Source organism: Jeotgalibacillus sp. S-D1, from assembly GCF_004358665.1.
Lineage (GTDB): Bacteria > Bacillota > Bacilli > Bacillales > Jeotgalibacillaceae > Jeotgalibacillus.
This window is the reverse complement of sequence record NZ_SMZR01000011.1, coordinates 38,595-55,896: the sequence shown is the minus strand read 5'-3', so window position 1 is coordinate 55,896 and position 17,302 is coordinate 38,595. Positions and strand designations below refer to the sequence as shown.

Genomic DNA, 17,302 nt, shown 5'->3' with positions numbered 1-17,302 from the left:
CTAATAGCGTCTAGTGATGATAGCGAAGAGGTCACACCCGTTCCCATGCCGAACACGGAAGTTAAGCTCTTCAGCGCCGATGGTAGTTGGGGGTCTCCCCCTGTGAGAGTAGGACGTCGCTAGGCACTAAAAAAAAGAACCGTTCCCCTGTGGAGCGGTTCTTTTTATGCATTAATACTTAAACAAAATCCTTTGGTTCCAAGCGTGTGAGGATTTCGAGAATGATAAGGTCGAGGACGGGAGGGAACAAATGAGCGAAGCCGACGCAGAGATTCGAAGCGGATCGGAAGCCAGAGCCCAGCGCCGATGGTAATTGGAAATTCTTCTGTGAGAGTACGCTTGGCCAGTAAAGAACCGTTCCTTGTGGGGAATGTTTTTCTTTTCTTCTGTACTAGTTCTTTTATTCTTTATTAAACCAACAACCTTGGGCTGATTCATTTCCATTTGGATTAACGATTAACCACTAAAAGTTCGAACACATAGGTTCATTGGAGCGGAAGGCGGGGACTCCTGCGGGATGCAGCGTGACAGGTGAGACCCCGCAGAGCTGAAAGCTCGAGGAGGCTCACCGCACGCCCCGCGGAAAGCCTCCGCCTGCAGCGGAAATGAACCGGCCCCCTCTTTTGTGCAATTTTTCACTGCTCTTCAGTAAATACACTAGCCTAAAAGGCTTACACCCCTGTATTTTCAGCTATGTAAAAATTATGCCATTAAAGATTTGTCAGGAAGATAAAATACTAGGCACATTATTATGGTCCGCGAATATTATATATAGGATTAGATTCATATTTTCGTGTCCATACTTGATGATATAACACATCGAGAAGTGGAGGAGTGGAGTGGAATGAGAGTGTGCAAAGCTTGCCGCAGGCGTTATAAAAGAGGAATTCAATTACAAAACAAATTAATTTGTTCCTGGTGTGAACAGTCCTTAATTACAATGAAAACAGACGATCGGGCATATGATCGCTGGATTTATATTTTAAGAAGAGATTCTGCGGATTAATATACAAAGTTAAAAGAGAAATAACCAAGTAGATTGTGTGCTTGGTTATTTTTTATGCCATGCGCACATTTCTTAATAGCAGGCGAGATGGTACAATCAAGTGTAAGTAAAGATAGGTGACTGATGATGAATCAAAAACGCATGCCTTTAGTAGAGGCTTTAACTAAATTTGCTGAAAGTGACCCCGTGTCCTTTCATGTACCTGGCCATAAACATGGAGCTCTTGATGGTTCGGGTCTTCTCCAGAATCTGGGCCGATATGATGCAACGGAACTGACCTCTTTGGACGATCTTCATTCGCCTGAAGGTCCGATAAAAGAATCGATGGAGCTGCTAAAAAGCCATTATCAATCAAGATCCAGCTATTTTTTGGTAAATGGGACGACAGTTGGGAACATTACTATGCTGCTTGGAACTTGTGATCCGGGTGATATCGTTTTAATAGCAAGCAACAGTCATAAATCAATTATAAATGCCTGCGCATTAAGCCGGGTTCGTCCTGTTTTTTTACAGCCGGAAATTCATCCGGCCACACATACTCCTGCTGGAATTTCCTCTGATGTACTTGAAAAAGCTGTTAAGCAATACTCGAATGTAAAAGCTTTGGTGATCACGTATCCGACATACTATGGTCATACGTATCCCATTGATGCACTTATTGAAACAGCCCATAAGAAAGGCATACTCGTGCTGGTCGATGAAGCCCACGGGGCACACTTAACACTTGGTCGTCCTTTTCCTCCATCTGCTCTTCGCCTGGGGGCTGACATGGTCGTTCAATCAGCACATAAAACGCTGCCGGCTATGACAATGGGCTCTTATTTGCACATTGGTTCAGACAGGGTTGACCAAAGGAAAGTAGAAAGCATTCTGAGCATGCTGCAATCAAGCAGTCCGTCGTATCCAATTATGGCTTCACTGGATAGTGCAAGAGCTTATTTGGCTGCTTTTTCACAAGAGGATATAAACAGCTTTATAAGCAAACGCAACAGCTTTGTAAATAAATTAAGAAAGCTCCCAACAGTAACGGTTATCGAGCCAGAGGACCCGTTAAAATTGGTTCTGAGAGTTAATGGGTATACTGGGTATGAACTGCAGAAATTACTGGAGCGGTACAGTATCTATATCGAATTGGCTGATTTGCTTCAAGTACTGATGATCCTCCCGCTTTTACAAGAGAATGTGTCCTATGACGATTCTTTTAGTCGGATGATCATGGCGATGGATCAAATTACGGATCAGACTCCTGTTGCCGGAGATATATTCCCAGATTATATTACTCTTCAGGAACAAGAATCGATTACAGAGCTTGACCTTGAGCTCAACAGAGCAGAAAATGCCCCATCGCACTGGATAAATATCAAAAAAGCAGCTGGTAGAATTGCTGCTGAATCCATTGTGCCTTATCCCCCTGGTATACCATTTGTCATTGCTGGTGAAAGATTATCTGAGAATAAAATAAATCAGCTGGCTGCATGGAAAGGAAAAGGGATACGGATCCAAGGAGAAAATCGAATCGACTCTGGCGAAATAAAGGTCGTACAAGTTATGGAGGAAAGCAATGATTAAAGGAAAGTTCATTACAGTTGAAGGGCCTGAAGGTGCCGGGAAAACAACTGTAATCAAAAATATTGAAATGGATTTATTAAGGCTGGGGTATGATGTATTGCTTACGCGCGAACCCGGTGGGATTGATATTGCCGAAAAAATACGTCATATTATTTTAAACCCGTCCCATACTACAATGGACAGCCGAACCGAAGCACTATTGTATGCTGCAGCACGCCGCCAGCATTTAATTGAAAAGGTACTCCCTGCTTTAGAAGATAACAAGGTGGTTATTTGTGACCGGTTTATCGACAGTTCACTTGCCTATCAGGGATACGCAAGAGGTCTGGGGATTGATGAGGTATGGAGTATTAACCAGTTTGCTATTGGCGACATGATGCCTGATTGTACCCTGTTCTTCGATATTAATCCTGCAGCAGGTCTTATGCGAATCGCTCAAAATGAAGGTCGGGAAGTAAACCGGCTTGATCTTGAGGGAAACTCTTTTCATGAAAGGGTTTATGAGGGGTACCAGCAGTTAATACAACGTTTTCCTGAACGAATAAAAGTAATTGATGCAAGCAGGTCAATACAAGATGTAGAAAAACAAGTTCTTGCTGTGATCACGGGAATTATAAACGACGCATAGGCTGTTATAAGTAATTTAGAATGATTTACTAAAGCTTTACCATTCTTGTTATAATAGAAATAAGAAAAAGAAACCAATTAGTAAAGAGAGAGGGTGGATTTAATGAAACTTGTTGTCGCTGTAGTACAAGATCAAGATAGCAGCCGGCTGTCCACTGCACTTATGAAAAACAATTTCCGTGCCACAAAGCTTGCAAGCACAGGCGGATTTTTAAAATCCGGAAATACCACATTTATGATTGGTACTGAAGATACGCGTGTTGATAAAGCACTTCAGGTTATAAACGAAAGCTGCCGATCTCGTGAACAGATGGTAGCGCCTGTTTCTCCAATGGGGGGAAATGCAGATTCTTACATTCCTTATCCAGTAGAAGTCGAGGTTGGCGGAGCGACAGTCTTCGTATTACCGATTGAGCAATTCCATCAATTTTAATGCCGGAGTGAGTGGCAGTTATGAAAATTAACCATGATCTTCGTATGAACGTTGATCTGCAGGCCAAGGGCCAGCAACCATTAGTAAATGACCAGAACCTGTTCGGTGATCTGGTAAGCCGTCAGGGTCAAAAATTGCAAAGTGAGCAGCTTGCCCGGCTGATGGATGAGATCGCACTAGCAGGCAGCCGGGTAGACCGTTCACGTAATCTTAGAGATCTAACTAAGTTTAAATCTCTTGTCAGAAGATTTATTAAAGAATCGGCAGACTATGGCATGAATTTAAAACAGTCTAAATCGTGGAATCAGTATGGAGAAGGAAAAACGCTGCAAACTGTTGAAACGATTGATCAAAAACTGATGGAATTAACAAATGCACTTATGGATAATGAAAATAAGTCAATCCAAATTTTAAAAAAAATTGGTGAAATTAAAGGTTTGCTAATTAATTTATATATGTAGAAGAGGGATTGTAATGCCTGCAACCTGGGATGAGTTAAAGCAATGGCAGCCGCTCGCTGCCCAAACATTGGTAAACAGCATGGTGAAAAACCGTGTCGCGCATGCCTATTTATTTGAGGGGGCCCGCGGCACAGGTAAAAAAGAAATGGCTTTGTTTTTGGCTCAAGGGCTTTTTTGCCGAAAGCCCGTCGAAGGAATTCGCTGCGGTGAATGTGACCAGTGTCAGCGTATTGCGAATGGGAATCATCCCGACGTTCATCTGGTGGAGCCGGATGGGCTGTCAATAAAAAAAGACCAGGTAAAATCTTTACAGGAAGAGTTCAGCAAATCAGGGGTTGAATCCAAAAGAAAAGCTTATATTATTAATTTTGCTGATAAAATGACGGTTCAGGCTGCAAACTCATTATTAAAATTTTTAGAGGAGCCGCATCCCTCGACAACCGCCATTTTGATTACAGAACAAATGCATCAAATGCTGCCAACGATCTTATCAAGATGTCAGCATGTGGCATTTCAATCACTCGCGCCTATTCTTTTCAAAGAACGGTTAATAAAAGAAGGGGTCCATCCTACGATGGCAGCTCTTTTATCCAAACTTACGAACGAGCAGGAAGAAGCAATTCGATTAAGTTCGGATGAGTGGTTTGTACAAGCGCGAAAAATCATGTTAAAATTGTATGAAGTGCAAAAGGATCATCCCTTTGAAGCAATGACGCGTCTTCAAAGCGATTTTCTGACGCATTTTAAAGAAAAAGAACAAATAGAACAATCATTAGACTTGTTTCTTCATATATATAAAGATCTCCTTTACATCCAGACGGACAAGCTCAACCATCTTTCTTATCCTGATCAGCTTGAAGACTTTCAAAAAGATGCGCTTCACACATCGACAGCACAGTTGTCGGAACAATTGAACACGATTTTAGAAGCCAAAAGAAAGTTGCACCAAAATATGAACACACAGCTGCTAATGGAGCAGCTGATGCTTAAATTGCAGGGGGGATCTGCACTTGTATGATGTAGTTGGCGTTCGCTTTAAAAAAGCGGGCAAAATATATTATTTCGATCCTAACCAGCTTCAGCTAATGAAGGACGATTATGTCATAGTTGAAACTGTGCGTGGAGTGGAATACGGGAAAGTTGTTGTAGACGTCAAAAAGGTTGATGAAAATGACGTTGTCCTGCCATTGAAGAAGGTCGTACGGGTAGCTGATCAAAAAGACCGTTTATCTGTACAGGAAAATAAAGAAGAAGCAATACATGCCTACGAAGTTTGCTCAAGCAAAATTAGTGAGCATGATTTAGATATGAAGCTTGTCGATGTGGAGTATACATTCGATCGTAATAAAGTAATTTTTTATTTTACAGCTGACGGACGAGTTGACTTCCGAAACCTTGTAAAAGATTTAGCCTCTGTATTCAGAACCCGTATTGAATTGAGACAGATTGGTGTTCGGGATGAAGCCAAAATGTTAGGCGGAATCGGTCCATGCGGACGCATGCTGTGCTGCTCAACTTTTTTAGGAGATTTTGAACCGGTGTCAATCAAAATGGCCAAAGACCAGAATCTTTCCTTAAACCCCGCTAAAATCTCCGGATTATGCGGCCGCCTGATGTGCTGCTTAAAGTATGAAAATGATGAATACGAAGCAGCAAAAGAGGAAATGCCTGATCTTGGGCAGTTTGTCCAAACACCTGAAGGCAAAGGGAAAGTGATCGGCTTGAACATGCTTGAACGCGTTCTCCAAATTGAGATGAAGGGGCAGGACCGGACCTTAGAATATACGCTGGAAGAAATTATGAATAACGATATCGCATCAATTCAAGCCACAGAGTAATGAGGTGGAGTTCGTGGATAAGAAGGAGTTCTTTGATTCTGTCACCAATATGGAGCAGCAAATAGGTCATTTATATCAGCAGCTGGGTGAGTTAAAGCAGCATCTTGCTGAGATGATGGAAGAAAACCATTCCCTGCAGATTGAAAACGATCATTTGCGACGGCGTTTGGAGCAACTGGAAAGCTCCAGAAGCAAACGCAGTTCTAAAAACGGCGGGAATAAAAAAGATCTTGTGGAACAGGTCTCGGATATTGGAGAAGGATACGACAATCTGGCCAGACTGTATCAGGAAGGCTTCCATATTTGTAATATTCATTTTGGAAGCCCTCGCAAAGACGAAGATTGCTTATTCTGTCTGTCATTTTTAAATAAAAAATAAACATTTAGTAATTGGGGGCTGGCGTATTGTTACCATGTCAATTTCTTATGTACAAACGTGCATCAGGAAATTCTGGGAACAGGCGTTGGGCTCTTTTTTATGGAGTAAGATGGAGGTGTACATATGCAGTTAATAGGAGACGAACGTTTGGATTATTTATTGGCAGAGGATTTGTCTATTATCCAAAGTCCTTCTGTTTTTGCTTTTTCTCTGGATGCAGTGCTGCTTGCCCGTTTTGTGTATGTACCTATACAAAAGGGAAGCTTGATTGATTTATGTTCAGGAAATGGAGTCATTCCATTATTATTGAGCACACGGACAAAGGGAAAGATAACAGGAGTTGAGATTCAGCAAAGGCTGTATGATATGGCTGTCCGCAGCATCGAACATAATGGACTGAGCCACCAGCTGGGTATGCTCCACGAAGATCTGAAGGTGGCAGCCCCTATACTGGGTTATGCAAAGCACGATGTTGTTACATGTAATCCTCCGTATTTTTTAACTCCTTCTGACGAAGAAAAAAATATAAATGAACACTTTGCCATTGCCCGGCATGAAATCATGTGTACACTCGAGGATACGGTCAAAGCTAGCAGTGATTTGCTAAAGCAGGGAGGAAAAGCTGCTTTTGTACACCGTCCCGGCCGTCTTCTAGATTTAATTACGTTAATGAGAAAGTACCGGATAGAACCAAAGCGCATTCAGTTTGTCTATCCGAAAATGGGCAAGGAAGCAAACACTATATTAATAGAAGGAATTAAGCATGGAAAAGCAGATGTGAAAATTCTGCCGCCCCTTTATGTCTATGAAGAAAATGGCGAATATACAAAAGAGTTAAAGGAGATCTTATATGGAGACCGCGCATAAACACTATTTTTATGTACTGCTTTGTGCAGACGGATCCTATTACGCAGGATATACCATTGATCTTTCAAGGCGTTTGCTCCAGCATAATGAAGGAAAAGCCTCAAAATATACACGCACCCGGCTGCCGGCATCACTTCTCCATTCAGAGCTGTTTGAAACAAAACGGGCCGCTATGCAGGCTGAATATGCGTTTAAGCAATTTTCCAGAACAAAAAAAGAAAACTATCTTCTTGAAAAGGGGAGCCTCCATGATTCAAACACAGCAAAGCTTTAAAGATGTACAGGAAGGACGGTTGTACTTAGTGCCGACCCCAATTGGTAATTTAGAGGATATGACATTCAGGGCGATTCGTCTTTTAAAAGATGCTGATATAATCGCTGCCGAGGATACTCGCAATACAAAGAAGCTATGTAATTATTTTGAAATAACAACCCATGTGGTCAGCTACCATGAACATAATAAGGAAACGAGCGGAAAAAAACTAATTGATAGGCTTCTTAGCGGGGAACAAGTGGCATTGGTAAGTGATGCGGGAATGCCCTGCATTTCTGACCCGGGATATGAATTAGTGCAAGAAGCCCTGAAGGAAAGTATAAATGTTGTTCCTTTACCTGGCGCAAACGCTGCTCTCACTTCACTTATCGCCTCAGGCCTGGTGCCGCAGCCATTTTATTACTATGGTTTTTTATCTCGAGGAAAAAAAGAAAAAAGAGAAGAGCTTGCTTTTTTATCAACGATGCCAGCCACATTTATTTTGTACGAATCCCCTCACCGTTTAAAAGAGACACTAAAAGAAATGGTGACTGCCCTTGGAGCAAACAGACGTATTGTTATATCGAGAGAACTAACAAAGAAGTTTGAAGAATTTGTTCGCGGCACAGTAGAAGAGGGATTAGAATGGGCAGAGGCGACAGAACTCCGTGGAGAATTCTGTCTAATAATAGAGGGTGCAGCAAAAGAGGTTTGGCAAAAAGATGCCAGCGAGAACAGCTGGTGGGAGACATTAACAGTTGTCGAGCATGTAAATCATTATATTAATCAACGGGAGTTTTCATCGAAGGAAGCGATCAAAGAAGCAGCAAAAGACCGCGGTGTAGCAAAGCGGGATATTTATCAATCCTATCATGTGGAATAGCCTTCGCTGAAGATAAAAAGAAGCCTGTTTGAGTATTAACTCAAACAGGCTTATATTGTTGGTATGAATAATAGCAGATTCTTATGCGTCTTGAAGATTGTTTTGAATTTCTTTAATAAGTAATTCTGCACCTTCACGGCTAAGAACTAGTTTTCCACCAGCAAGTTTAAGGTTATCATCAGATACCTCACCAGTGATTTGACAAGTCATGCTAGGTTTATATTTTTTTAGGATGATTTTTTCATCATCTACATAGATTTCCAAAGCGTCTTTCTCTGCAATTCCCAATGTACGGCGAAGCTCGATTGGAATTACCACACGACCTAATTCATCTACCTTACGAACGATTCCTGTTGATTTCATATTAAATATCCCCTCTCAAGTGGTTTATTATAATCTTCCCTTTTTCGTCAATATTCGACAAATTTCTCTCTGTGCTAACATCATACCAACGTTTCCCATATACGTCAATAAATAAATTAAAGTAGTTCTTATAAATATTTCAGTATTGAAAATCCTTGTCATTGCAAGCTTTAAATTCGATTAACAATTATTTACTTCTACATAATTCACTATATCATGAAATATATGTAAGTGTAAATGAAATAGTTTTAATTCAAACTATTGTCCTGTTCGACAAATTACTCATTTATCTTCACTGAGTTCGACAAATTGGTACATCGTGGATATTACTACAATCCATACACGTATATACAGGTTTGGAAAAGTAGTTATATAGTATGGATTTGTAAAAAATATAGAGCTGGGCTTAATTTGTACTATAGTTATATTTCTGCACATTCGGTTTTCTCCTCCCCAAAAGGCAAAAAGCGCCTTTCAGTGCAGTGCGTCTTACGTCTGTCGGAGCTTAACGCCCGCTTCCGCTTTTCTATTGTCCAGCTGCAGGCGCTAGCCCCTCGAGGTCATAAGCCACGCTGACCAAGTGGACATAGGGCGTCCACTGGGACAGCGCGTCTTATGCTTGTCGGGGCTGGACGAGCGCCTTCCGCTTTCAATTTGTCCAGCTGCAGCGGGCAGGGGCTCGAGGTCACAAGCCAAAAACAGACGGAAGGCAAAGGGCGCCTTCTGTCCGCTTTCGTCTTGTGCTTGTCGCCCCTCAACGCCCGCTTCCGCTTTCAATTTGTCCAGCTGCAGCGGGCAGCTCCTCGGATCGTAAGTCACACTGCCCAAAAGGCAAAAAGCGCCTTTCTGTGCAGTGCGCCTTACGTCTGTCGGAGCTCAACGCCCGCTTCCGCTTTCATTTATCCAGCTCCAGGCGCTAGCCCCTCGAGGTCATAAGCCACGCTGACCAAGTGGACATAGGGCGTCCACTGGGACAGCGCGTCTTATGCTTGTCGGGGCTGGACGAGCGCCTTCCGCTTTCATTGGTTGCATTAGTGTTGTTTTTCGGGTATATTTTTTAGCATATGAATGCGTGTCAGAAGTGGTTTTCTGACTGTAAATGCGAAGTGATGTGAGGAGGATTTTCGGTGAGTCAGTCTAAAAAAACGTTTTATATTACGACTCCAATTTATTACCCGAGTGGCAAGTTACATATTGGCCATGCCTATACAACAGTGGCAGGCGATGCGATGGCCCGGTACAAACGTTTGCGTGGATTTGATGTCATGTATCTGACTGGAACGGACGAGCATGGCCAGAAAATCCAGGAGAAAGCAAATGAAAAAGGGGTTTCTCCACAGCAATATGTAGATGAAATTGTAGAGGGAATTCAAGATCTTTGGAAGACAATGGAGATCTCATATGATGATTTTATTCGCACAACCGAAAAGCGTCATAAGGACGTTGTCGAAAAAATCTTTAAAAAGTTAGTAGACCAAGGTGATATTTATTTAGGGGAATATGAAGGCTGGTATTCAATCCCTGATGAAACTTTTTATACAGAGACACAACTCGAAGACAAAGAGCTGGATGCTGATGGAAATGTCTTAGGCGGCAAGAGTCCCGACAGCGGCCATCCTGTTCAAAAAGTGCGTGAAGAATCCTATTTCTTCCGTATGAGTAAATACGCAGACCGGTTAATGAAATATTACGAGCAAAATCCTGAATTCATTCAGCCAGAGTCACGAAAAAATGAAATGATTAACAATTTTATTAAACCCGGTCTTGAAGATCTGGCGGTATCGCGCACTACCTTTGACTGGGGCGTGAAAGTGCCTGGAGATCCGAAGCATGTAGTCTATGTATGGATTGATGCTTTATCTAACTATATTACTGCGTTAGGATATGGCTCGGAAAATGAAGAGCGCTTTAAGCAGTTTTGGCCGGCAAATGTACATTTAATGAGTAAAGAAATTGTTCGCTTCCATACAATTTATTGGCCGATTATGTTGATGGCCCTTGACCTTCCTTTGCCAAAGAAGGTATTTGCACACGGCTGGCTGCTAATGAAGGATGGAAAAATGTCGAAATCCAAAGGGAATGTGGTAGACCCTGTAACGTTAATTGACCGTTACGGACTGGATGCCCTTCGCTATTATCTGCTTCGTGAAGTTCCGTTTGGTTCAGATGGCATCTTTACACCTGAAGGATTTGTAGAACGCATTAATTTTGATCTCGCAAATGATTTGGGCAACTTGCTAAATCGGACAGTAGCTATGATTAACAAATATTTTGATGGTGAAATTCCTGTGTACAAAGAATCAAACGGCCAGTTCGACCGACAGCTGCTCGCTTTAAACGAGTCGACAGTGGAGAACTACCAGGATTCAATGGAAAAAATGGAGTTCTCAGTTGCCCTGTCTACAATCTGGCAGCTGATTAGCCGCACAAATAAATACATTGATGAAACTCAGCCCTGGATACTGGCTAAGGACGAAAGCAAAAAAGATGAGCTTGGAAATGTTATGAACCATCTTGCAGAAACGCTTCGCCGGATTGCTGTTTTGCTCCAGCCTTTCCTGACTCAGACTCCAGCGTTTATTTTACAACAGCTGCAGCTGCATGATGAGAAATACTTGTCGTGGGAAAGCTTAGATCAATTTGGAGCCATTCCAGCTGGTGTTAAGGTAGTCGCCAAGGGGGAACCAATCTTTCCACGACTGGAAGTTGAGGATGAGGTTGCTTATATTCAAGGAAAAATGACCGGTCCAGCTCAATCAGAAGAGCCAAAGGAAGAAATAATTGAATTAGAAGAAGAAATCGCAATAGATGATTTCATGAAGGTAGATTTGCGTGTTGCCACTGTAACAGACGCAGAGCCGGTTAAAAAAACAGATAAACTGTTAAAACTGCAATTAGATTTAGGGTTTGAAAAGCGCCAGGTTGTCTCTGGAATCGCAAAATTTTATCAGCCTAAAGATCTTATTGGGAAAAAAGTGATCTGCGTAACAAACTTGAAACCGGTGAAATTAAGAGGGGAACTTTCTCAAGGAATGATTTTGGCGGGAGAAAAAGATGGTGTCCTAGCACTGGCACAAGTAGCTGAATCACTGCAAAACGGAGCCAGAGTAAAATAAAACTTAATGTAAAAACGAAGGAACTTGGCATTACGTCAAGTTCCTTCATTTCATTTTTAGAGGTGCGAATTTAATGTTACATCTTTGTAATAATTTCGTAATCTGAATAGAATGTATGATTTTACACCTATAAAACAACACTATTTTTACGTAAAAGTGGTACTGTCGACTTATGAAAGCTTCATTTTAATTTATTTATAGCAGAATAACATTTTTAAGCGAATATTTATTTTATAAGCTGTTATAAAGGCGTTTAAACCGTTTGATTACTATATTAAATCTATTTTTACTCAAAGTTGAAACGTAAATATTTTGTCATATGATTAACATTGTGAATCATTCACATTAATATTGTGACTGATTTGTTATGAGATTGTTACATAACTGTGATGTAAGTCATGAAGTTTTCTACTAAACTAAATTTGCTGCTAAAGGAGCGACTATTTATGTTATTTGACACACATGTACATTTGAATGCCGATCAGTTTGAGGATGATGTTGTTGAAGTGATCAACCGGGCAAAAGAAAATGGTATCGAGTGGATGACTGTTGTTGGTTTTGATCGGCCGACAATTAAGAAGGCGATGGAGCTGGCAGAGACCTATGAATTTATCTACGCTTCGGTCGGCTGGCACCCGGTAGATGCCATTGATATGACAGATGAGGATTTGTCCTGGATTGAAGAGCTTGCAAGCCACCCTAAGGTAGTAGCAATTGGCGAGACGGGGCTGGATTATTACTGGGATAAATCACCGAAAGCGGTGCAGAAAGAAGTATTCAAAAAGCAGATTCAATTAGCTAAACGGGTTGACCTGCCAATTGTGATACATAATCGTGATGCTACCCAGGATGTTGTTGATATTTTACGGGAAGAGAATGCTTCAGATGTCGGCGGCATTATGCATTGTTACGGAGGCAGCGTTGAGATAGCTAAAGAGTGCATCGACATGAACTTTATGATTTCTTTGGGCGGACCTGTAACATTTAAAAATGCGAAAAAACCGAAGGAAGTAGCAGCAGAAATCCCTTTGGAACATTTGCTGATTGAAACAGATGCTCCTTTCCTGGCGCCACATCCGTATCGCGGGAAACGAAATGAGCCGTCTTATGTTAAATTGGTCGCGGAACAGATTGCTGAATTAAAAGGAATTACTGTTGAAGAAGTAGGAAATCAAACGACAAAAAATGCTAAAAAGATATTTAAAATATAAAAAGCAGTGAAACGAAGACAGGATTGGTTTTTCTTCTGCGTATTGTGATCGTTTGTGCGACATAATGCCTAAAAATTCACCATTTCACTTTTATGCCTTGTCGAATAAAAACTCTTTTCACGTTATATCTAGCTGTGCATAATGGGACATAGTTCACTGCACAGTGAAAAAACGAAGATTAAGAGAGTGACAGGGCATTAAAAAGTCTTTGGATCACTCGGGTAAAGGGGGAGTTTTTCATGCAATCGAATAACATGAAAAACCTGTTTCCAAAGTCAAACAAAAAAAATTGGGTCTACAGTTTGGTGAGCATTGCGGTATTTGTTCTAGTCATCAGTTTTTTATTCCAGGAAGGAATGAAAAAAACTGTTGCCCTGTCTTTGAATGGTGAAGAGCAATTGGTACGCACAAACGCCTCTACCGTAGAAGATATTTTTGCAGAATTAGAGATTGATCTGCAGGATCAGGACTATTTATATCCAGAAGGAAATTCCGATGTCTATCATGATATGAAAATCCGATGGAAACCGGCAAAACAGGTATCATTTAACGCTGGCGGTGAAACCCGTCAATTATTTACTACAGCAGATAATGTTGGAGAGTTTTTACGTAAAGAAAAAATCGATGTTGGGGAGCTTGATGAGCTTTCGCATGATTTGGATGCAGAAATAAAAGAATCGATGAAAATTACGCTTGAAGAGGCTTTTGCCTGGACGTTTGTTGACGGCACTAAAAAACATAAGGAGTGGTCCACTTCGATCACTGTCGCTGACTTTTTAAAGCAGCAGGATATTAAGCTGAATAAAGACGATCGCATTACTCCATCTGAGGATACTGTATTAACAGAAGGAGCTAAGGTAAAGATTGTCCGAGTTGAAAAAGTCACCGATGTGCTGGAAGAGCCACAGGACTTCGCGATTGAAACAAAAAAAGATGAGGATCTTGCGTCGGGAACAGAAGAAGTTGTTCAAAAGGGCAAAAAAGGCCTTGTGGAAAAAACGTACGAAGTCGTGAAGGAAAATGGAAAAGAAAAGTCACGTAAGCTTAAAAAAGAAAAAGTGGTTAGAGAAAGTGTAAATCAAATTGTTTCAGTTGGAACGAAAGTATTAGTTGCAGATGTTTCACGCGGAGCACAGCCAGATAAAAAGGCAGAAGCTGCTCCATCAAGCAACACTGTCAAAGCAACAAAAACGTCTGCAAAACCTGCTCAAACAACTGCTGCTAAAACCGCTGCTGCAAGTAAGGCTGATGCATCATCGAGTGAAGGGAAAGAGATGTATGTATCCTCCACTGCTTATACAGCTTCCTGCAATGGCTGTTCAGGAATAACTGCTACAGGAATAAATTTAAAGGCCAATCCTGATTTAAAAGTAATTGCCGTGGATCCGTCTGTTATTCCGCTTGGCACTAAAGTGCATGTAGAAGGATATGGATATGCTGTTGCCGGCGATACAGGGGGAGCAATAAAAGGGAATAAAATAGATGTCTTTGTTTCTTCTCAGGAAGAAGCTCTCCAATGGGGAAACAGACAAGTGAAAATCAAAATTCTTCAGTAAATGAACCGATACTATAATTTATATTCTCTGAAACAGGGTGAGCAATCTCCCTGTTTTTTGTGTGTTTTTCAGCGATTTGTTTTATACTAAGAAGATATCCATAAAAATAATGATGAAATGATCACTTTTAATAATAGAAGAAACATGAATAGGCTGGAGGAAAGAATGAAGATTAAAGAAATTATTGTTGTAGAAGGAAGAGATGACACGACTGCAGTGAAACGGGCAGTGGATGCTGATACGATCGAAACAAATGGTTCCGCTGTGCCTGACAGCGTTCTGGAAAGCATCCAGCACGCCCAGCTAAAACGCGGGGTTATTATTTTAACAGATCCTGATTATCCCGGGCAGAGAATACGGCAGATTGTGCAGGATTACGTGCCTGGCTGTAAGCATGCTTTCATAGACCGGCAAGATGCTTTGCGCAAAAAAGGCCGCGGGCTTGGAGTGGAGCATGCCTCGCCCGGCATCATCAGAGAAGCCTTAAAACACGCCCATACGATGGCTGAAGCCCCCCTTGAGCAAATATCAAAGCAGGATCTGATTGAAGCGGGGCTGGTAGGCGGACCAAAAGCAAAAAGCAGACGGGAAGCATTAGGTATCCGGTTAAATATTGGATATGCTAATGGAAAGCAGCTATATAACCGCTTGCTGATGTTTCAAATCTCACAAGATGAGTTCATCCGTGAAATGTCACGTATACTACAGGAGGAACAAGATGTCTAAAGATATTGCAACACCAATACGTACAAAAGAAATAATGAAGAAATACGGTTTCTCCTTTAAAAAAAGCCTGGGACAAAACTTTTTGATTGACCCTAATATCCTTGAAAATATTGTTGAACATGCAGGTTTAACAAAAGACCATGGGGCCATTGAGGTTGGACCGGGCATCGGCGCTTTGACCGAACATCTTGCCCGCGCATCCAAAAAAGTGGTTTCCTTTGAAATTGACCAGCGATTATTGCCAATTCTTGAGGATACCCTGTCTCCCTACGACAATGTAAAGATTCTTCATTCAGATATTTTAAAGGCGGATGTTGAAGCTGTCATGAAAGAGGAATTTGAGGGGACAGACGATGTAATGGTGGTGGCGAATCTTCCTTATTACGTAACAACCCCTATTATATTGAAACTTTTAACCGAAAACCTGCCAATTAAAGGGTTGGTTGTTATGCTGCAAAAAGAAGTGGCTGAACGAATTGCCGCCCGGCCAGGGTCGAAAAGCTACGGTTCTCTTTCCATCGCCATACAGTACTATACAGAAGCTTCTACTGTGATGATTGTACCTAAAACTGTTTTTATGCCTCAGCCAAATGTGGATTCTGCCGTCATAAAATTAGTAAAGCGTGAGAAGCCTGCAGTAGAGGTAATAGATGAAAACTTCTTCTTTACTGTTACACGTTCATCATTTGCACAGAGGAGAAAAACGATTCTCAACAATTTAACAAGTCAATTACCAGAGGGGAAAGCGAAAAAGGAACAAATTTTGTCAGCACTGGAATCAGCAGGTATTGAGCCGGCCAGACGCGGAGAAAGCTTGTCGATTCCGGAATTTGGAGCTCTTTCAGATGCTTTGTATCCTCATTTTAAAAATTAACCAAAATTCCCCCTTTTTCACACGAAAGGTTTAAGCGAAATAAACTTACTTTTCCTGAATGCCATGCTGCATTCAGGTTTTTTGTGATTTTCTAACACCATGGACTAGGCTTGAGCATACAGTAAAGAGAGGTCAGATGACAGGAGGCCATGGGATGGAGTGGGTTGACCAATTAGTTGGACGAAAATCATACGGCTGTGATGTGTTATTTCGTGTGGTGAATGTGGTGGAAAAAGATGGAGAAGAAATTGCTATTTTATTTGGATCAGATATCCGTTTAGTGGCAGATGCACCAGTTAAAGACCTTATGCTTATGTCTGACAAAGAAATAGAACGAATTGAAGAAGAATGGAGAAACCAGGAGGAGGAATCTTTTCATTCCTTTTCAAACGATGCTCAAAAGGATCAGCGTAAAAATAATTCTTCCTCTGGTTTGTCTTTTCATTTACCTGGGCGGGTTCTCCATATGGATGGAGACCCAAATTATTTAAAAAAATGCATTGATGCGTATACTTCATTGAGTGTGCCGGTTGTAGGGATCCATTGTCAGGAGTCTGAAATGCCAGAAAAAATTTCGTCATTAATCGATCGATTTCAACCCCACATCCTGGTTTTAACAGGGCATGATGCCTACCTCCCTTCACGCGGGAAAAAAAATGATGTGAAGTCATACCGCAACTCTGCCTCATTTGTTAAAGCAGTGCAGGAAGCGCGAAAAAAAATGCCGAGTTTAGATCAGCTGGTCATTTTTGCGGGCGCCTGCCAATCGCATTTTGAATCTCTTATCCATGCTGGAGCAAACTTTGCAAGTTCACCTATGCGGGTAAACATTCATGCGCTGGATCCTGTCTATACAGTGGGGAAAGTAAGTTACACATCTTTTAAAGAATCAGTTTTGGTAGAAGATATTCTGCGTCATACATTAGCTGATGAAAATGGAATTGGCGGGGTCGAGACCAAGGGGGTACTGCGTACTGGTACCCCGTACAAAGCTGAAATGTATGCCGAATAATTTATAATAGTGAGTGCATATGCGAAAAACTGCGCATTTTGCAAAATAAAAAACATTGACATAGTTAATGAAATATTGATAAAATGATTATTTTGTTTGACCTCGCAGCACTAATGTGTTACACTAAT

18 protein-coding genes and 1 rRNA gene are annotated in these 17,302 nt (G+C 41.4%); 18 read left to right on the top strand and 1 reads right to left on the bottom strand.

Translation table 11 applies throughout. The annotated features are described in order from the left end of the window. Nucleotides 1–9 precede the first annotated feature (9 nt). From rrf to rsmI, 12 genes are all read left to right on the top strand, one after another. A 5S ribosomal RNA gene (rrf, locus tag E2R51_RS18760) occupies nt 10–125 on the top strand. Nucleotides 126–844: 719 nt separating this feature from the next. Next, nucleotides 845–1,006 (top strand): sigma factor G inhibitor Gin, encoded by a 162-nt coding sequence (locus E2R51_RS18755; protein WP_133378609.1) that lies wholly within the window; start codon nt 845–847, stop codon nt 1,004–1,006. Between the two features lie 126 nt (nt 1,007–1,132). Continuing rightward, the gene (locus E2R51_RS18750) at nt 1,133–2,575 is read left to right on the top strand and encodes an aminotransferase class I/II-fold pyridoxal phosphate-dependent enzyme (RefSeq protein ID WP_165967276.1); all 1,443 of its coding nucleotides are present in this window, start codon (nt 1,133–1,135) and stop codon (nt 2,573–2,575) included. Then, nucleotides 2,571–3,203: a dTMP kinase gene (tmk, locus tag E2R51_RS18745; RefSeq protein ID WP_205703349.1), complete on the top strand. Its 633-nt coding sequence runs from the start codon at nt 2,571–2,573 to the stop codon at nt 3,201–3,203. The genes E2R51_RS18750 and tmk overlap by 5 nt, the downstream gene beginning before the upstream one ends. Nucleotides 3,204–3,305: 102 nt before the next feature. After that, nucleotides 3,306–3,635, top strand: coding sequence for a cyclic-di-AMP receptor (locus E2R51_RS18740; RefSeq protein WP_133378606.1), 330 nt, complete (start codon nt 3,306–3,308; stop codon nt 3,633–3,635). Between the two features lie 20 nt (nt 3,636–3,655). Further along, nucleotides 3,656–4,096 (top strand): YaaR family protein, encoded by a 441-nt coding sequence (locus tag E2R51_RS18735; protein ID WP_133378605.1) that lies wholly within the window; start codon nt 3,656–3,658, stop codon nt 4,094–4,096. A gap of 13 nt (nt 4,097–4,109) precedes the next feature. Next, nucleotides 4,110–5,114: a DNA polymerase III subunit delta' gene (holB, locus tag E2R51_RS18730; protein WP_133378604.1), complete on the top strand. Its 1,005-nt coding sequence runs from the start codon at nt 4,110–4,112 to the stop codon at nt 5,112–5,114. Further along, a complete protein-coding gene (locus tag E2R51_RS18725) occupies nt 5,107–5,934 on the top strand; it encodes a PSP1 domain-containing protein (protein ID WP_133378603.1) in 828 nt (275 codons plus the stop codon). The genes holB and E2R51_RS18725 overlap by 8 nt, the downstream gene beginning before the upstream one ends. A gap of 13 nt (nt 5,935–5,947) precedes the next feature. Continuing rightward, nucleotides 5,948–6,313 carry a DNA replication initiation control protein YabA gene (gene yabA / locus E2R51_RS18720; RefSeq protein ID WP_133378602.1) on the top strand — a complete coding sequence of 122 codons (366 nt, stop codon included), beginning with the start codon at nt 5,948–5,950 and terminating at the stop codon, nt 6,311–6,313. Between the two features lie 123 nt (nt 6,314–6,436). Continuing rightward, nucleotides 6,437–7,180 carry a tRNA1(Val) (adenine(37)-N6)-methyltransferase gene (locus E2R51_RS18715; RefSeq protein ID WP_133378601.1) on the top strand — a complete coding sequence of 248 codons (744 nt, stop codon included), beginning with the start codon at nt 6,437–6,439 and terminating at the stop codon, nt 7,178–7,180. Then, the gene (locus E2R51_RS18710) at nt 7,164–7,454 is read left to right on the top strand and encodes a GIY-YIG nuclease family protein (protein WP_133378600.1); all 291 of its coding nucleotides are present in this window, start codon (nt 7,164–7,166) and stop codon (nt 7,452–7,454) included. Before E2R51_RS18715 ends, E2R51_RS18710 begins: the two co-directional genes overlap by 17 nt. Then, a complete protein-coding gene (gene rsmI / locus E2R51_RS18705; protein ID WP_133378613.1) occupies nt 7,432–8,316 on the top strand; it encodes a 16S rRNA (cytidine(1402)-2'-O)-methyltransferase in 885 nt (294 codons plus the stop codon). Before E2R51_RS18710 ends, rsmI begins: the two co-directional genes overlap by 23 nt. A gap of 81 nt (nt 8,317–8,397) precedes the next feature. On the opposite strand, the gene E2R51_RS18700 is transcribed toward rsmI, so the two are convergent. Further along, nucleotides 8,398–8,679 (bottom strand): transition state genes transcriptional regulator AbrB, encoded by a 282-nt coding sequence (locus tag E2R51_RS18700; RefSeq protein ID WP_041054547.1) that lies wholly within the window; start codon nt 8,677–8,679, stop codon nt 8,398–8,400. 1,127 nt (nt 8,680–9,806) lie between these two features. Between E2R51_RS18700 and metG the strand changes: the two genes are divergently transcribed. The 6 genes from metG (at nt 9,807) to yabG (ending at nt 17,174) form a co-directional block, all read left to right on the top strand. Further along, the gene (metG, locus tag E2R51_RS18695) at nt 9,807–11,795 is read left to right on the top strand and encodes a methionine--tRNA ligase (protein WP_133378599.1); all 1,989 of its coding nucleotides are present in this window, start codon (nt 9,807–9,809) and stop codon (nt 11,793–11,795) included. Nucleotides 11,796–12,241: 446 nt separating this feature from the next. After that, nucleotides 12,242–13,006: a TatD family hydrolase gene (locus tag E2R51_RS18690; RefSeq protein ID WP_133378598.1), complete on the top strand. Its 765-nt coding sequence runs from the start codon at nt 12,242–12,244 to the stop codon at nt 13,004–13,006. A gap of 239 nt (nt 13,007–13,245) precedes the next feature. Beyond that, the gene (locus E2R51_RS18685; protein WP_133378597.1) at nt 13,246–14,562 is read left to right on the top strand and encodes a G5 and 3D domain-containing protein; all 1,317 of its coding nucleotides are present in this window, start codon (nt 13,246–13,248) and stop codon (nt 14,560–14,562) included. Nucleotides 14,563–14,727: 165 nt separating this feature from the next. Continuing rightward, nucleotides 14,728–15,288: a ribonuclease M5 gene (rnmV, locus tag E2R51_RS18680; protein WP_133378596.1), complete on the top strand. Its 561-nt coding sequence runs from the start codon at nt 14,728–14,730 to the stop codon at nt 15,286–15,288. Further along, on the top strand, nt 15,281–16,162 hold the full coding sequence (gene rsmA / locus E2R51_RS18675; protein WP_133378595.1) for a 16S rRNA (adenine(1518)-N(6)/adenine(1519)-N(6))-dimethyltransferase RsmA: 882 nt from the start codon (nt 15,281–15,283) through the stop codon (nt 16,160–16,162). The genes rnmV and rsmA overlap by 8 nt, the downstream gene beginning before the upstream one ends. A 154-nt stretch (nt 16,163–16,316) precedes the next feature. After that, on the top strand, nt 16,317–17,174 hold the full coding sequence (yabG, locus tag E2R51_RS18670; RefSeq protein ID WP_133378594.1) for a sporulation peptidase YabG: 858 nt from the start codon (nt 16,317–16,319) through the stop codon (nt 17,172–17,174). The last annotated feature ends 128 nt before the right edge of the window (nt 17,175–17,302 follow it).

Bases quoted from the DNA above. Each gene is read 5' to 3' on its own strand.
- E2R51_RS18755 (WP_133378609.1), top strand. From the start codon at position 845: ATGAGAGTGTGCAAAGCTTGCCGCAGGCGTTATAAAAGAGGAATTCAA.
- E2R51_RS18750 (WP_165967276.1), top strand. From the start codon at position 1,133: ATGAATCAAAAACGCATGCCTTTAGTAGAGGCTTTAACTAAATTTGCT.
- E2R51_RS18690 (WP_133378598.1), top strand. From the start codon at position 12,242: ATGTTATTTGACACACATGTACATTTGAATGCCGATCAGTTTGAGGAT.
- E2R51_RS18685 (WP_133378597.1), top strand. From the start codon at position 13,246: ATGCAATCGAATAACATGAAAAACCTGTTTCCAAAGTCAAACAAAAAA.
- E2R51_RS18700 (WP_041054547.1), bottom strand. From the start codon at position 8,679: ATGAAATCAACAGGAATCGTTCGTAAGGTAGATGAATTAGGTCGTGTG.
- holB (WP_133378604.1), top strand. From the start codon at position 4,110: ATGCCTGCAACCTGGGATGAGTTAAAGCAATGGCAGCCGCTCGCTGCC.
- E2R51_RS18740 (WP_133378606.1), top strand. From the start codon at position 3,306: ATGAAACTTGTTGTCGCTGTAGTACAAGATCAAGATAGCAGCCGGCTG.
- E2R51_RS18715 (WP_133378601.1), top strand. From the start codon at position 6,437: ATGCAGTTAATAGGAGACGAACGTTTGGATTATTTATTGGCAGAGGAT.
- E2R51_RS18710 (WP_133378600.1), top strand. From the start codon at position 7,164: ATGGAGACCGCGCATAAACACTATTTTTATGTACTGCTTTGTGCAGAC.
- rnmV (WP_133378596.1), top strand. From the start codon at position 14,728: ATGAAGATTAAAGAAATTATTGTTGTAGAAGGAAGAGATGACACGACT.
- E2R51_RS18735 (WP_133378605.1), top strand. From the start codon at position 3,656: ATGAAAATTAACCATGATCTTCGTATGAACGTTGATCTGCAGGCCAAG.
- rsmA (WP_133378595.1), top strand. From the start codon at position 15,281: ATGTCTAAAGATATTGCAACACCAATACGTACAAAAGAAATAATGAAG.
- yabG (WP_133378594.1), top strand. From the start codon at position 16,317: ATGGAGTGGGTTGACCAATTAGTTGGACGAAAATCATACGGCTGTGAT.